The organism is Pseudomonas sp. GZD-222 (genome assembly GCF_049310525.1).
Lineage (GTDB): Bacteria > Pseudomonadota > Gammaproteobacteria > Pseudomonadales > Pseudomonadaceae > Aquipseudomonas.
This window is the reverse complement of the sequence record NZ_JBMOWO010000023.1, coordinates 16,844-32,022: the sequence shown is the minus strand read 5'-3', so window position 1 is coordinate 32,022 and position 15,179 is coordinate 16,844. Positions and strand designations below refer to the sequence as shown.

The window sequence follows — 15,179 nt, the reverse complement described above, 5'->3', positions numbered from 1 at the left end:
GGGGGGCTTAAAACGGCGTGGGGGCACCATCCCCTCCGTGGGGTCTTCTCCCCCCGCGATGAGGTGAGGATTTTTTACTGTCGTGCGTCATCTTGTTCGTCTAGTAACTAGGCACGCCCATTTCGCAAGGAATCACCATGACCGCCGCAACCACCACCGAACGCGCCAGCCTGCGTTCGCAACGCCTGAACCAGCTGACCCATGCCCCGCATACCGAGCTGGACGCCCTGGTCAAATCCCACGCGCCGTTCGAAACCCGCGAAAGCTTCGCCCGCTTCGTGGTTGCCCAGTACCTGTTCCAGAACGAACTCAAGGCGCTGTACACCAACCCCGAGCTGATCGCCATTGTCCCTGACCTGGCCGAACGCTGCCGCGCCGAACAAGCCGGCCTGGACCTGGCGGACCTCGATACCGCAATCCCGGCCGACTTTGCCGGTGCCGTGCAGAACCCGAGCCTGGGTGAAGCCATGGGCTGGATCTTCGTCTCCGAAGGCTCCAAGCTCGGCGCCGCGTTCCTGATCAAGCGCGCTGTGGGCCTGGGCTTGTCCGACAGCTTCGGTGCCCGCCACCTGGGCGAACCAGCCGGTGGCCGTGCCGAGGGCTGGAAACAGTTCACGCGCATCCTCGACGGCCTGGAACTGAGCCAGGAAGAAGAGGCCAAGGCCGAACAGGGCGCTGTGGCAGCGTTCGAGCGCTTCACCGAGTTGCTCAAACACGCCTACGCGACTGCGCCTAAAGCCGAACTGGCCTGATGCGCCGTACCCGGTTACCCTCGTGGTAACCGGGCCTTACCCGTGCAACCGACGACGCCATGACCCGCCCCTCTGCCTCGAAACTCTCACGCGTGTTGTTTGGCCTCTTGGCCTACGTCAGCCTGGCCGTCGGCCTGGTGGCAATCGTCGTGCCTGGCTTGCCTACCACCGAATTCATTCTCCTCGCCGCCTGGGCCGCCACCCGCAGCTCGCCGCGCTTGAGTGCCTGGCTGGAGAATCATCGATTGTTCGGGCCGATCCTGCACAACTGGCGCAATGGCAAGGTGATCCAGCGCCGCGCCAAGCTCAGCGCCACCGTCAGCATGCTGGTGTGCGCCAGCCTGATGCTGGTCTTCCTCGAGCATCGTTGGCCGGTGTTTCTCGCCATTGGCGGCATGGCCCTGGGCAACCTGTGGATCTGGTCGCGCCCCGAAGCCGCACCCTTGAACCTCGGCGACCGCTCATCGGCACGCACTCATGGTTAACGCTATAACGCCGATGCTCTGATATCGCTAAATGGATGTGGCGAATCGAACCGCCTTTTCGGTTCGGTCCCCTCCTGGCCTGTCCCTTAGCGAGTACGTCCATGTTCGACACGCTCTCGATCCGCCTGAAAATCGTTCTGCTCTCCGGCCTTTGCCTGCTCGGCGTGGTTGCCCTGGTCGTCGGCATCAACCTGTATCAATCGCACCAGAGCGATGAGCTGGTCGGCGAAGCCAGCACCACCATGCTCACCCACAACGTCCAGGCGCTCCTGCAGGCCCGCGCTGGGGAGAAGGCCGAGATGCTGCGGCGCACCTTCAGTGACAGCCAGACCGTCATCACCGCCCTCGCCGACCAGGTTCAGGACCTGCAGCAACTGGCACGCGACCGTGGCCTGAGCGCCGGCGACCTGCGCGAAGCCATCAATCAGAACCTGGCCACCAGCTTCAAACGCAATCCGAAAGTGCTCGGCATCTGGCTGGCGTTCGAGCCGCAAGCCATGGGCGGGGACGACAGCGCCTTTGCCAACGATGCCAAGCACCTGAGCAACGAAAGCGGGCGTTTCGCCAGTTACTGGAGCCGGGCTCAAGGCGAGGCGCTGAACACGGTGATCAGTGATGTCGACCTGAACAAGACCGACCTCAACCTCAGCGGCACCCCGTACAACGTCTGGTACACCTGCTCACTGAACAGCACCCGCGCCTGCCTGCTAGAGCCCTATGCCGACACCGTCGGTGGCAAGCAGATGCTGATGACCAGCATCACCGTGCCGCTGCTGCACAACGGCAAGGTGATCGCTGTGGCAGGTGTGGATATTTCCCTCGACATTCTCCAGTCCGCTGCCGCCCAAGCCCAGCAGGCGCTGTTTAACGGCGCCGGGCATTTGATGATCGTCTCTCCCAGCGGGCTGCTGGCGGCCAACAGCGATGATGCTGCCAAGGTCGGCAAGAATATCGGCCAGACCCTGGGCCAGGACGGCCAGCAGGTGGTCCAGAAACTCGCCGGCAACCAGGCGCTGATCCTTGAACAGGGCGACACCGTCCGTGCCCTCAACCCCGTGCAACCGATCGCCGACAGTAAAGCCTGGGGCATCGTCATCGACCTGCCCAAGCAGGTGCTGCTGGCCGATGCCATCAGCCTGCAAGCCACCCTAGAGGACGCTCGCACCCGTGGCACCCTCAAGGTGGTGCTGTTCGCCACCCTGGCCGGCCTGGGTGGTCTGCTGTTGATGTGGCTGACCGCAACCGGCGTCACCCGGCCGTTGAATACTGTGGCCAACATGCTCGAAGACATTGCCAGCGGCGACGGCGACCTCACCCAGCGCCTGCGCTATGCCCGTCAGGATGAGCTGGGACGGCTGACCTCGGGCTTCAACCGCTTCCTCGACAAGCTGCAACCGACCATCGCCCAGATCAAACAGAGCATCACCCAGGCGCGCACCACCGCAGACCAGTCCTCGGCCATCGCCCGGCGTACCAGTGAAGGCATGCAGGTGCAGTTCCGCGAGATCGATCAGGTCGCCACCGCCTCCAACGAGATGAGTGCCACCGCCCATGACGTCGCCAACAGTGCCGCCAGCGCTGCCGACGCTGCCCGTGGTGCCGACCGTTCGGCCAAGGACGGCATGGCAATCATTGAACGTAGCACCCGCGACATTACCGTGCTGGCCGAGGAAGTGAGCAAGGCAGTGGGCGAAGTCGAAGTGCTGGCGCAGAACAGCGAAAAAATCGGCTCGGTACTGGAAGTCATCCGCAGCATCGCCGAACAGACCAACCTGCTGGCCCTCAACGCGGCGATCGAGGCGGCCCGTGCCGGTGAGAGTGGCCGTGGTTTTGCCGTGGTTGCCGATGAGGTGCGCAATCTGGCCCGCCGCACCCAGGACTCGGTCGAGGAAATCCGCCAGGTGATCGAACGCATCCAGAGCAACACCCGCGAAGTGGTGGCTACCATGCATTCGAGCCACGGCAAGGCGCAGGAGAATGCCGGACAGATTCACCAGGCCGTCGAAGCCCTGGACCGGATCAGCGAAGCGGTCACCGTCATCAGCGACATGAACCTGCAGATCGCCAGCGCCGCCGAGCAGCAAAGCGCGGTTGCCGAAGAGGTCAACCGCAATGTCTCGGCGATCCGCGGCGTGACCGAAACCCTGACCGGGCAGGCCGCTGAGTCGGCGCAGGTGAGCAGCCAGCTCAACACCCTGTCGTCACAGCAAATGGCATTGATGGATCAGTTCAGGGTTTGAATTGATATTGTGGTGTAGGAGCGGATTTATCCGCGATGGGGCGCAGCGCGGCCCCAAAAGTCGGGACTGCTCTGCAGTCCATCGCGGATAAATCCGCTCCTACAATGTCAGATGTCCCGCATACAGGCTATACGCCGCCACCGCAGCCCCGATCACCACCCCCGCAAAAATCAGCTTTTCCCAATGGGTGAACAGCGCCTGGCCCTGCTCATGCTTGGCCCGGGCAAACAGGATCACACCTGGGGCATACAGCAGTGCCGACAGCAGCAGGTACTTCAATCCACCGGCATACAGTAGCCAGACCGCATAGACCAGGGCGATTGCGCCGATCAGCAGATCCTTGCGGCGTCTGCCGGCATGGCCCTCATACGTCTCACCGCGCACCGCCAGCAGCACGGCATAGGCCGCCGACCACAGGTAAGGCACCAGGATCATCGATGACGCCAGGTAGATCAGGCTGGTGTAGGTGCCGGCCGAGAACAACGTGATCAGCAGAAACAGCTGAATCATGATGTTGGTCATCCACAGGGCGTTGGCCGGCACATGGTTGGCGTTTTCCTTGGTCAGGAAACGCGGCATGGTCTGGTCGCGGGCTGTGGCAAAGAGGATCTCGGCGCAGAGCAAGGCCCAGGACAACAGGGCACCGAGCAACGAAATCGCCAGGCCGATGCTGATCAGCAACGCCCCCCAAGGGCCAACGATGTGCTCCAGCACCGAAGCCAGCGACGGGTTCTGCAAGGCCGCCAGTTCCGGCTGGGTCATGACTCCGAGCGACAGCACGTTGACCAGCACCAGCAAGGCCAGCACGCCAATGAAACCGATCACCGTGGCCTTGCCCACGTCCGAGCGCTTCTGCGCCCTGCCTGAATAAACACTGGCGCCCTCGATGCCGATGAACACGAACACCGTCACCAGCATCATGTTGCGCACCTGGTCGAGCACGCTGCCGAATTTAGGGTTGCTCAAGCCCCAGATGTCACGCGTGAAGATGTCGGCGCGAAAGGCCACTGCGGCAATGACGATGAACATCACCAGCGGCACGATCTTGGCCACGGTGGTCACCTGGTTGATGAACGCCGCTTCCTTGATCCCGCGCAGCACCAGAAAGTGCACCGCCCACAGCAGCAGCGAGGCGCAGGCAATCGCGATCGGCGTGTTGCCCTCGCCGAACACCGGAAAATAAAACCCGAGCGTGCTGAACAGCAGGACGAAGTAGCCGACGTTACCGAGCCAGGCGCTGATCCAGTAACCCCAGGCGGACGAGAAACCCATGTAGTCGCCAAACCCGGCCTTGGCATAGGCATACACCCCCGAGTCGAGCTCCGGCTTGCGGTTGGCCAGGGTCTGGAACACGAACGCCAGCGCCAGCATCCCCACCGCGGTGATGCCCCAGCCGATCAATACCGCGCCGACATCGGCACGGGCGGCCATGTTCTGCGGCAAGGAGAAAATCCCGCCACCGATCATCGACCCGACCACCAGCGCGATCAACGCACCCAGGCGCAGCTTTTGTCCAGGTTCGGACATGCAAATCCCCTTTCTGTCTCGTCTTTGTAACCTCAGGGGTTCACCCTGAGTTAAATATATGTGCAGTCTAGGCGTTTATAAATATTCCGTCTTTAAAACTATTCCCTTCATAACTATGGCGCCTATACCACGCGAACTAAATGGTGAGTTTTGTGCACTACCGCCGTTGCAACAAGTAAATACTAGAAAATCTTGTCAAAAATTTGCGAAACCTGTGAAACGGGCTAGCTTCAAATCTCGCAGGCTGTCAGAGCGAATGCTCTAAAACACCATGGAGGTGCCTGTGCACGAGGCTTGCAGCACTGCCATCGGCATACTCCGGGGGAGCGATTTCAGTCACTGACAGCAATGGATTGTCCTATTAACTGACCTGAATCAGCTCATGAATACGTCGCTGGATTTACTCTAGCGCCATCTCTTCTCCTGATACGGAGTTATTCGATGTCAGACGCTCCCGGAAAACTACGACTTGGTGCACTGGTGGCACTTGTAGTCGGTTCTATGATCGGCGGCGGGATCTTTTCGCTGCCACAAAACATGGCTGCAAGTGCTGATGTAGGCGCTGTGCTGATCGGCTGGGGCATCACCGCAATCGGGATGCTGACCCTGGCCTTTGTGTTCCAGACCTTGGCCAACCGAAAGCCGGACCTCGACGGCGGTGTGTATGCCTACGCCAAGGCCGGATTCGGCGATTACATGGGCTTTTCGTCGGCCTGGGGGTATTGGATCAGTGCCTGGCTAGGCAACGTCGGCTACTTCGTGCTGTTGTTCAGTACCCTGGGCTACTTTTTCCCGATCTTCGGCGAGGGCAACACGCCGGCCGCCATCATCGGCGCCTCGGTACTGCTCTGGGCCGTGCACTTCCTGGTGTTGCGCGGAATCAAGGAAGCGGCCTTCATCAACCTGGTCACCACCGTGGCCAAGGTCGTGCCGCTGGCCCTGTTCATTCTGATCGCGCTGTTCGCCTTCAAACTGGACATCTTCACCGCTGACATCTGGGGCACCATGAACCCCGACCTGGGCAGCGTGATGAACCAGGTGCGCAACATGATGCTGGTCACCGTCTGGGTGTTCATCGGCATCGAAGGTGCGAGCATCTTCTCGGCCCGGGCAGAAAAACGTTCGGACGTGGGTAAGGCCACCGTCATCGGCTTCATCACCGTGCTGTTGTTCCTGGTGCTGGTGAACGTACTGTCGCTGGGCATCATGACTCAACCCGAGCTGGCCAAACTGCAGAACCCGTCGATGGCAGCCGTGCTTGAGCACGTGGTCGGCCACTGGGGTGCGGTGCTGATCAGCGTCGGCCTGATCATCTCGCTGCTCGGTGCCCTGCTCTCCTGGGTACTGTTGTGTGCCGAGATCATGTTTGCCGCCGCCAAAGACCACACCATGCCGGAGTTCCTGCGCCGCGAGAACGCCAACCATGTACCGGCCAATGCCCTGTGGCTGACCAACGCCATGGTGCAGATCTTCCTGGTCATCACCCTGTTCTCGGCCAGTACCTACCTGTCGCTGATCTACCTCGCCACCTCGATGATCCTGGTGCCTTACCTGTGGTCGGCGGCCTATGCCTTCCTGCTGGCATGGCGCAGCGAGACTTATGAACAAGCCCTGGCCGAACGCAAGAAAGACCTGATCATCGGCGGTATCGCCCTGATCTACGCGCTCTGGCTGCTGTATGCCGGTGGCGTGAAGTACCTGCTGCTCTCCGCTCTGCTCTATGCCCCTGGCGTGATCCTGTTTGCCAAGGCCAAGCGCGAAGTCGGCCAACCGATTTTTACCAACGTGGAGAAGTTGCTGTTCGCCGCTGTAGTCGTCGGCGCCCTGGTGGCTGCCTACGGTCTCTATGACGGCTTCCTGACTCTTTAAACCCGAATTCGTTTACTTGGAGGTAAGAACCATGTCCACCGATAAAGTTAAGTACGGCGTCCATTCCGAAGCCGGCAAACTGCGCAAAGTGATGGTCTGCTCCCCTGGCCTGGCGCATCAGCGCCTGACGCCGAGCAACTGCGACGAGCTGCTGTTCGACGACGTCATCTGGGTCAATCAGGCCAAGCGCGACCACTTCGACTTCGTCACCAAAATGCGTGAGCGCGGCATCGAAGTGCTGGAAATGCACAATCTGCTGACTGATATCGTTGCCATTCCCGAAGCGCTGAAATGGATCCTTGACCGCAAACTCACCGATGACACCGTTGGTGTGGGCCTGAAAAACGAGGTACGCAGCTGGCTCGAAGGCCTTGAGCCACGCCACCTGGCCGAGTTCCTGATCGGCGGTGTGGCCGGTGAAGACCTGCCGGAAAGCGATGGCGCCAGCGTGATCAAGATGTACCGCGACTACTTGGGCCACTCCAGCTTCCTGCTCGACCCACTGCCAAACACCCAGTTCACCCGTGACACCACTTGCTGGATCTACGGTGGCGTGACGCTGAACCCGATGTACTGGCCAGCGCGACGTCAGGAAACCCTGCTGACCACCGCCATCTACAAGTTCCACCCTGAGTTCACCGGTGCCGACTTCGAAGTCTGGTACGGCGATCCGGATAAAGACCACGGCAAGTCGACCCTGGAAGGCGGCGACGTCATGCCGATCGGCAACGGCGTGGTACTGATCGGCATGGGCGAGCGCACCTCGCGTCAAGCTATCGGCCAACTGGCTCAGTCGCTGTTCGCCAAAGGCGCGGTGGAAAAAGTGGTAGTTGCCGGCCTGCCAAAATCCCGTGCTGCGATGCACCTGGATACCGTGTTCAGCTTCTGCGACCGCGACCTGGTGACGGTATTCCCTGAAGTCGTCAAGGAAATCGTACCGTTCGTCATCACTCCAGATGAGAGCAAGCCTTACGGCATGTTCGTACGCCGCGAGGATAAAACCTTCCTCGACGTGGTGGCCGAGTCCCTCAACCTGAAAAAACTGCGCGTCGTCGAAACCGGTGGCAACAGCTTCGCCGCCGAACGCGAGCAGTGGGATGACGGTAACAACGTGGTGGCCGTGGAGCCTGGCGTGGTCATCGGCTACGACCGCAACACCTACACCAACACCCTGCTGCGCAAGGCGGGTGTCGAAGTCATCACCATCAGCGCCGGCGAACTGGGCCGCGGTCGCGGCGGCGGTCACTGCATGACCTGCCCAATTGTTCGCGACCCTATCGACTACTAAAACGACCATCAACCCGGCCGCGCCCATCCGGCGCCGGCCGGGCCGATCACCGAATCCAAGGAGAATCATCATGGCGTTCAACATCCACAACCGTAACCTGCTGAGCCTGGAACACCACACCCCTCGCGAGTTGCGCTACCTGCTGGACCTCTCCCGCGACCTGAAACGTGCCAAGTACACCGGCACCGAGCAGCAGCACCTCAAAGGCAACAACATTGCGCTGATCTTCGAGAAAACCTCGACCCGCACCCGTTGCGCTTTTGAAGTAGCCGCCTACGACCAGGGCGCCAACGTCACCTACATCGACCCCAACTCCTCGCAGATCGGCCACAAAGAAAGCATGAAGGACACCGCACGGGTCCTCGGCCGCATGTATGACGCCATCGAGTACCGTGGCTTCAAACAGGAAATCGTCGAAGAGCTGGCCAAATTCGCCGGGGTCCCCGTATTCAACGGCCTGACCGACGAATACCACCCGACCCAGATGATCGCCGACGTACTGACCATGCGTGAGCACGCCGACAAGCCGATCCACGATATCAGCTACGTGTACCTGGGCGATGCCCGTAACAACATGGGTAACTCGCTGCTGCTGATCGGTGCCAAACTCGGTATGGACGTGCGCATCTGCGCCCCGAAAGCGCTGTGGCCACACGACGACCTGGTTGCCCGCTGCAAAGGCTATGCAGAAGAAAGCGGCGCTCGCATCACTCTGACCGAAGACCCGAAAGCTGCGGTCAAGGGCGTTGACTTCATCCACACCGACGTCTGGGTGTCGATGGGCGAGCCTGTAGAAGCCTGGGCTGAGCGTATCCAGCAACTGCTGCCTTACCAGGTCAACGCCGAGCTGATGAAAGCCACCGGCAACCCACGCACCAAGTTCATGCACTGCCTGCCAGCGTTCCATAACTCCGACACCAAGGTCGGCAAACAGATCGCCGAGCAGTACCCGAACCTGAAAAACGGCATTGAAGTCACCGACGACGTGTTCGAATCGCCAGCCTGCATCGCCTTCGAGCAAGCGGAAAACCGCATGCACACCATCAAGGCCATCCTGGTTTCGACCCTCGCCGACCTGTAAGACCTCTGAGGCTGCCCCTCCCCCAGTGGGGAGCGGGTGGCTTCTCTCTTTCCTAGAAGGACACTCATCATGCGTATCGTTGTTGCATTGGGCGGTAACGCCCTGCTGCGCCGTGGCGAACCCATGACTGCGGACAATCAGCGCGCCAATATCCGCATCGCCACCGAGCAGATCGCCAAGATCCATCCGGGCAACGAACTGGTCATCGCTCACGGCAATGGCCCGCAAGTGGGCCTGCTGTCGCTGCAAGCGCAATCCTACAAGCCGGACGAAGCCTATCCTCTGGACGTGCTCGGGGCTGAAACCGAAGGCATGATCGGCTACATCATCGAGCAAGAGCTGGGTAACCTGCTGGCCTTTGAAGTGCCGTTCGCCACCCTGCTGACCCAGGTTGAAGTCGATGGCAAAGACCCGGCGTTCCAGAAGCCGAGCAAGCCGATCGGGCCGGTCTACTCCAAGGAAGATGCTGAGCGTCTGGCCGCAGAAAAAGGCTGGGCGATTGCTCCGGACGGCGACAAGTTCCGTCGCGTGGTGGCCAGCCCTCGACCAAAACGGATTTTCGAAATCCGTCCGATCAAATGGTTGCTGGAAAAAGGCACCGTGGTGATCTGTGCCGGTGGCGGTGGCATTCCGACCATCTACGACCAGAGTGGCAAGGTCCTCAGTGGCGTAGAGGCGGTGATCGACAAAGACCTGTGTTCGTCGTTGCTGGCTCAGCAGCTGGAGGCCGACCTGCTGGTTATCGCCACTGACGTCGACGGCGCTTACATCGACTGGGGCAAGCCAACCCAGAAAGCCGTCGCCGAAGCGCATCCAGACGAACTTGAACGCCTTGGTTTCGCAGCGGGCTCCATGGGCCCGAAAGTCCAGGCCGCATGCGAATTTGCCCGTGAAACCGGCAAGGTCGCGGTCATCGGTTCACTGGCCGATATCGAAGGAATCGTCCAAGGTACCAAAGGTACCCGTGTCACCACGGCCAAGCCTGGAATAAGCTACCGTTGATGCAGTTGGGCGGACTCAGGGTCCGCCCTTTTCAACCTCCAGAGGAGTCATCCATGGCCAAGTTCGAGCCGGGTCATCTGCACATTGAGCGCCATGCGCTGACCAAAGACGATGTCAGCTATGACATCAAAATCGATTACGCGGTTTTCACCGATCCCAGCAAAGGCAAGGGCATGCAGTTCACCATGCATGGCTCGATCCAGGGCAAGGACATGAGTGAAACCTTCTTCCTGCCCAAGGAAGAGGCCTACAACTTCGCCAGCAACGTGACGAAGATCTTTGAGAAATACGGCATCCCCAAGACCATGAGCAGCATTGGCTCGACGCACAAGATCTACGACGAGATGTTCGAAGATGTCCGCGTACAGCTGAACATGAAATCCGGCGATCCAATCAAACCAGAACATTTCGAGTAACCACTCGGCGCTCTTCGCGGGAACGCCCGCGAAGAGATCACCCGTGCTTCCAGGTAGTACTCCACCACCACCCTCCTCGCCACCACACCAGGCCCAATCGAAGATCTTCCGAAGCACTGAGGATCTTCAGCATGACAATCGATCTCGAGCATTTCGCGCGCAGCCTGGACACGCTGGGCGATGCGCGGGCGGTGATGGAAAAGGCCCGGGAATACCTCGACGCCTGGCCCGACCCCTACCGCCTGGCCCATGAGCAGGCTGCGGCTTATCTACTTGAGCACACCGGCAAACCTCTGGACCCGGACAGGGTCTGGTGGCACGAATTCGATCTCGGCGTCAGCGCCCCGACGTTCACCGGCTGGCAGCATTCCGGTCCACCACGCCACTCCATGCGCTTCACCAGGTTGCTGATCCACCGTTTCAGCGGCGGATTCCAGGCTGCGCCCGACACCCTGCCAGTATTCGGCGGGTTTTATACCCGCGGCCCTGAAGTGGATCAGTACGGAGCCGACAACGAGCTGGAACTGTCGCCGCAGAAGGTGATGGACGACCTGTGGGCACTGGATTTCGCCGCGGTGGTCAACGACCGGGTTGCGCGCTTCTGGGGCGAACAGGGGCCGGACTTCCCGGTCCTGGCCAAGGCGCAGTTCATTGCCCAGATCGACCAGGGCGTACAGGCGGGCACGCTCGCGGCAGTCGATCGGCAACATCTACGGGCCTGGCTCGGTCTCAGCGCAGGCGCCCCGTTGACGCTGACGGCATTGTCCTCTTCCAGCCACAGCACACAGATGCGCGTGCGCCACTTCACGCCGGGCAATGGCCACCTGCTCATCCTCTGGCACGCATCTGGCCGTACGGTGCTCTACGCTCCGACACTTAAAAGCCCGCTGCGGGGCTTCGCCAGCCATGCCGATATGGTCCGCTGGCTGAACAGACACCTGGCAGGAGACGATGGTCCGGCATGGTTGGAGGCCGTCTACCGGATGGACCCACAAACGCCAGCGGACAGACGGGAATCCGTGCTGCAGTCGGTGCGCCAACGTAGCGGCTCGTACACCACACCCAAGTGGCCCTTCGGCGACGGCATCGAACTGGTGTTGCCGGACCTGTTCGACACCCTGCTGCTCTGGGCCAAAGCCGACCTCAACCTCACCCTGCACAACCTGGTCAGCAATGCTGAACTTCGCCGGCAACTCTGGCGGGGTTATCTGGGCGCCTTCCTGCAAGTGTTCGGCAGTTTCGCGCTGATGGCCTGGCCGATCGGCCTGGCCATGCTGGGCGCCAGCGTCACGCGCCTGGTGTTGGATGTCGAGGCGGCCGTGAACGCGCGCTCGAGCCACGAGCGTAACCAGGCCATCCTTGCCTCCCTGGGTGACGCGGTCATGACCGCGTTCCTCATCATCGACACAGGGCTGGGCCTCAAGGCCCTGCAGTACCGTGATCCTCCGCACTTCAGCCGGCTCCTGCCGAACTTGCTGCAACCGGCGCGGGATGCGGCTCGGGCCCGGCAGCTACTGGCCTCCCTGGACAGCAACCGCATTGTGCTGGAGCCTGGCCCGGCATCTGGCCGACTTCAGGGCCTGCAGGTTGATGAGCAGGGATCCACCTGGATCGAGCTGGACGAGATGAGTTTGCCGGTCAGCTACAACACCTCCTGGGCCAGCTGGATGGTCCTCAGCGACCTGGATTCGCTTGAGCTGCGAGAAAGCCTGCTGGTACGCCGGGGCCTTGATGGCCGATGGCGGCTGTATGCACCTGACGGCAATGTCGATGCACTGGCAACCCAGTTCTGGGATACCTACATGGAACCTGACCACGCACTGAGTGACAGGCTTTCCCGCGCGCTTCTCGATCGGCAGACCCGCTTGCTCGAGCAGGCTGCTTTGCCGGAGTTCACGGGGAACATGACATCGGCAGACGCGTTTGGCCATCACTACGTGGAGGTGCAAGGGCGGCGCTTTTACACGTTCAAACAAGAGGGTGAATTCCATAATGATCTGGCCATGGAGTACAGCAGCCACATGGCCAGGATCAACGATCTGTTCAGAGGCGACCGCTCACGCCTGCAGAACATTGCCGAACAAGAACTGCTCGACTTCATCGACACCTTTGCCAATGCCCTGGAGCAGTTGCCCAAGAGCAAGGCCGCATTGCTCTGGCGCGGTGGCCGAGGCTCACGCGTGCCCCTCGCCGCCCGCTATCGGCAAGGCGCGATCAATGCTGGCGATCTACTGGTCACCACAGACATCACCTCTTTTACCGAAAACCCGTACATTCCCCGTCGCTTCATGCTGCCCCAGGACGCCGCCAACCTCCCGCTCGCCGAGGTATCCGGGCACTTTGACGAACACACCGTGCTGTACGAACTGGCCGAGAGCGAGCAGCTCAGTGGTGCACCGATATCACCGCTGTCGCTGCACTGGCAGGAGGCGGAGGTATTGTTTATGCCAGGCCGCACGTTCCGCATCGACGAAGTCGCTGAGGTACAAGGACAACACTATCGTTTCATCAGGTTCAAACTTCGCGAAGTCCCCAGACCCGCAGGAGAGTCTGCCTACGATCTACGCAGCGGTCAGCCGTTCGACCGTCGTGCCTATGCCGAACGCGTGGGCAACGCCCCTTGGGTGGAGCGATTCTTCCCGGCCGAACAGTGGCCGTGATACCGGCAACACGCCAACACCGGGCCGTGCAAGGTCCGGTGTTGGCGCAAAAGCAACTCGGCCACGGCAGGCTTGCCCCTCGATTTAAGGCATACTTGCCCTCTTCGGCAGCCTTGAACACCTCTCCCCATGCGCATCCATGTCAGCTTCATCGACCGCGTCGGCATCACCCAGGAAGTGCTGGCCCTGCTCGGCGCCCGCAACCTCAACCTGGACGCGGTGGAGATGGTGCCGCCGAACGTCTACATCGATGCTCCGACGCTCAGCCCCCATGTGCTGGAAGAGCTGCACGACGCCCTGCTGAATGTGCACGGCGTGCAATCCGTGCGCGTCGTCGACATCCTCCCGGGGCAACGCCGCCACTTGCAGCTCGATGCCCTGCTCGCCGCCATGAGCGACCCCGTGCTGGCCCTGGACAGTGCCGGGCATGTACTACTGGCCAACCCGGCGCTGGTGGCCCTGTGCGGTCAGGAACCCTCCGATCGCTCGGTGGTTGATTTGTTTGACGATCCCGGTCTGCTTGAGGCGTTGATCGAACAGGGTTTTCGCCTGCCCATGCGTGAAGTGGTACTCAACGGCCAGACCCTGCTGCTCGATGCCACCCCGATCACCAACGCCGGTGCCCTGTTGACCCTGTATCAACCCAACCGCATCGGTGAACGCTTGTCGGCGCTGCACCACGATCATGCCGAAGGCTTCGATGCCCTGCTCGGCGACTCGCCGGCGATCCGCACACTGAAAGCCCGCGCGCTGCGGGTGGCAGCCCTCGACGCACCGTTGCTGATCCACGGTGAAACCGGCACCGGCAAAGAGCTGGTGGCCCGCGCCTGCCATGCCATCAGCAGCCGCAACAGTGCCCCGTTCCTGGCCCTGAACTGCGCAGCACTGCCGGAAAACCTCGCCGAGAGCGAGCTGTTCGGTTATGCCCCCGGCGCCTTCACCGGCGCCCAGCGCGGCGGCAAGCCGGGGCTGATGGAGCTGGCCAACCAGGGCACGGTGTTCCTCGACGAAATCGGCGAGATGTCGCCGTACCTGCAGGCCAAGCTCCTGCGCTTTCTCAATGACGGCAGCTTTCGTCGGGTCGGCGGTGATCGCGAGGTCAAGGTCAATGTACGGATCCTCAGCGCCACGCACCGCGACCTGGAAAAAATGGTCGCCGAGGGCAGCTTTCGCGAGGATCTGTTTTACCGTCTGAACGTCCTCAACCTGCAGGTCCCGCCGTTGCGCGAACGCGGCCAGGACATTCTCCTGCTGGCGCGCAACTTCATGCAGCAGGCCTGCACCCAGATCCAGCGCCCGCTGTGCCGCCTGGCGCCGAGCACCTATCCGGCACTGCTCGACAACCGCTGGCCGGGCAATGTGCGGCAATTGCAAAACGTGATCTTCCGCGCCGCGGCCATTTGCGAAAGCACGCTGGTCGATATCGGTGATCTGGATATCGCCGGCACCTCGGTGGCCCGCGAACACAACGATGACGTCGACAGCCTGGAACAGGCAGTGGAAGACTTCGAGCGCAACCTGCTGGAAAAACTCTATGCCAGCTACCCTTCCACCCGCCAACTGGCCAGCCGCCTGCAGACCTCGCATACCGCCATTGCGCACCGCCTGCGCAAATACGGCATCCCCACCAAGGCCTGATCGCGACAGTAACTGTATTGAAAACGCTACACCGTAACGATTTCAATACATCAGTGTTCAACCGCGGTGCTGCAAGGTTCTGATCCTCTTGACCTTTTTTTCCGCTCTCCGGGTGTAGCGATTTCGCTACACCGCAGACCATCTGCCGCCACATAAAATGTGTATCTCATTGTTTTATATACATATTTCATAAATGGCCGCGATATTGCTAAGGAATTCCT

General features: G+C 61.0%; 11 protein-coding genes and 1 pseudogene. 11 read left to right on the top strand and 1 reads right to left on the bottom strand.

All coding sequences use genetic code 11. The features are described 5' to 3' along the window. The first annotated feature begins 137 nt into the window (after positions 1-137). The 4 genes and pseudogenes from ACO6VD_RS04555 (at position 138) to ACO6VD_RS04540 (ending at position 3,477) form a co-directional block, all read left to right on the top strand. The gene (locus ACO6VD_RS04555; RefSeq protein WP_400173717.1) at positions 138-752 is read left to right on the top strand and encodes a biliverdin-producing heme oxygenase; all 615 of its coding nucleotides are present in this window, start codon (positions 138-140) and stop codon (positions 750-752) included. A gap of 59 nt (positions 753-811) precedes the next feature. After that, positions 812-1,237 carry a YbaN family protein gene (locus tag ACO6VD_RS04550; RefSeq protein WP_422417316.1) on the top strand — a complete coding sequence of 142 codons (426 nt, stop codon included), beginning with the start codon at positions 812-814 and terminating at the stop codon, positions 1,235-1,237. Positions 1,238-1,272: 35 nt separating this feature from the next. Next, positions 1,273-2,619: pseudogene (locus ACO6VD_RS04545) on the top strand (HAMP domain-containing protein); the annotation flags it as partial. Between the two features lie 102 nt (positions 2,620-2,721). Continuing rightward, positions 2,722-3,477 carry a methyl-accepting chemotaxis protein gene (locus tag ACO6VD_RS04540; protein WP_400173730.1) on the top strand — a complete coding sequence of 252 codons (756 nt, stop codon included), beginning with the start codon at positions 2,722-2,724 and terminating at the stop codon, positions 3,475-3,477. Between the two features lie 99 nt (positions 3,478-3,576). Here the strand turns inward: ACO6VD_RS04540 and arcD (ACO6VD_RS04535) are convergent, their stop codons facing one another. Next, positions 3,577-5,004, bottom strand: coding sequence for an arginine-ornithine antiporter (gene arcD / locus ACO6VD_RS04535; RefSeq protein WP_422417315.1), 1,428 nt, complete (start codon positions 5,002-5,004; stop codon positions 3,577-3,579). 441 nt (positions 5,005-5,445) lie between these two features. On the opposite strand from arcD (ACO6VD_RS04535), the gene arcD (ACO6VD_RS04530) reads away from it, so the two are divergent. The 7 genes from arcD (ACO6VD_RS04530) to ACO6VD_RS04500 all read left to right on the top strand — a co-directional run bounded on the left by arcD (ACO6VD_RS04530) (position 5,446) and on the right by ACO6VD_RS04500 (position 14,958). Further along, positions 5,446-6,873: an arginine-ornithine antiporter gene (gene arcD / locus ACO6VD_RS04530; RefSeq protein WP_400174226.1), complete on the top strand. Its 1,428-nt coding sequence runs from the start codon at positions 5,446-5,448 to the stop codon at positions 6,871-6,873. 31 nt (positions 6,874-6,904) lie between these two features. After that, entirely contained in the window at positions 6,905-8,161 is a 1,257-nt protein-coding gene (gene arcA / locus ACO6VD_RS04525) for an arginine deiminase (RefSeq protein WP_422417314.1), read from the top strand. Positions 8,162-8,231: 70 nt separating this feature from the next. After that, entirely contained in the window at positions 8,232-9,242 is a 1,011-nt protein-coding gene (locus tag ACO6VD_RS04520) for an ornithine carbamoyltransferase (protein ID WP_422417313.1), read from the top strand. 69 nt (positions 9,243-9,311) lie between these two features. Next, positions 9,312-10,244, top strand: a complete 933-nt coding sequence (gene arcC, locus ACO6VD_RS04515; RefSeq protein ID WP_422417312.1) for a carbamate kinase — start codon at positions 9,312-9,314, stop codon at positions 10,242-10,244. Positions 10,245-10,297: 53 nt separating this feature from the next. Further along, entirely contained in the window at positions 10,298-10,660 is a 363-nt protein-coding gene (locus ACO6VD_RS04510) for a DUF5064 family protein (protein ID WP_422417311.1), read from the top strand. Positions 10,661-10,791: 131 nt separating this feature from the next. Next, positions 10,792-13,320: a dermonecrotic toxin domain-containing protein gene (locus ACO6VD_RS04505; protein WP_422417310.1), complete on the top strand. Its 2,529-nt coding sequence runs from the start codon at positions 10,792-10,794 to the stop codon at positions 13,318-13,320. A gap of 129 nt (positions 13,321-13,449) precedes the next feature. Then, positions 13,450-14,958: a sigma-54-dependent transcriptional regulator gene (locus tag ACO6VD_RS04500; RefSeq protein WP_422417309.1), complete on the top strand. Its 1,509-nt coding sequence runs from the start codon at positions 13,450-13,452 to the stop codon at positions 14,956-14,958. Positions 14,959-15,179: the final 221 nt, after the last annotated feature.

What these genes read in the sequence shown, in the direction of transcription:
- ACO6VD_RS04505 (WP_422417310.1), top strand. Translation starts at nt 10,792, where the DNA reads ATGACAATCGATCTCGAGCATTTCGCGCGCAGCCTGGACACGCTGGGC.
- ACO6VD_RS04520 (WP_422417313.1), top strand. Translation starts at nt 8,232, where the DNA reads ATGGCGTTCAACATCCACAACCGTAACCTGCTGAGCCTGGAACACCAC.
- arcC (WP_422417312.1), top strand. Translation starts at nt 9,312, where the DNA reads ATGCGTATCGTTGTTGCATTGGGCGGTAACGCCCTGCTGCGCCGTGGC.
- ACO6VD_RS04510 (WP_422417311.1), top strand. Translation starts at nt 10,298, where the DNA reads ATGGCCAAGTTCGAGCCGGGTCATCTGCACATTGAGCGCCATGCGCTG.
- ACO6VD_RS04500 (WP_422417309.1), top strand. Translation starts at nt 13,450, where the DNA reads ATGCGCATCCATGTCAGCTTCATCGACCGCGTCGGCATCACCCAGGAA.
- arcD (WP_400174226.1), top strand. Translation starts at nt 5,446, where the DNA reads ATGTCAGACGCTCCCGGAAAACTACGACTTGGTGCACTGGTGGCACTT.
- ACO6VD_RS04540 (WP_400173730.1), top strand. Translation starts at nt 2,722, where the DNA reads ATGCAGGTGCAGTTCCGCGAGATCGATCAGGTCGCCACCGCCTCCAAC.
- ACO6VD_RS04555 (WP_400173717.1), top strand. Translation starts at nt 138, where the DNA reads ATGACCGCCGCAACCACCACCGAACGCGCCAGCCTGCGTTCGCAACGC.
- ACO6VD_RS04550 (WP_422417316.1), top strand. Translation starts at nt 812, where the DNA reads ATGACCCGCCCCTCTGCCTCGAAACTCTCACGCGTGTTGTTTGGCCTC.
- arcA (WP_422417314.1), top strand. Translation starts at nt 6,905, where the DNA reads ATGTCCACCGATAAAGTTAAGTACGGCGTCCATTCCGAAGCCGGCAAA.
- arcD (WP_422417315.1), bottom strand. Translation starts at nt 5,004, where the DNA reads ATGTCCGAACCTGGACAAAAGCTGCGCCTGGGTGCGTTGATCGCGCTG.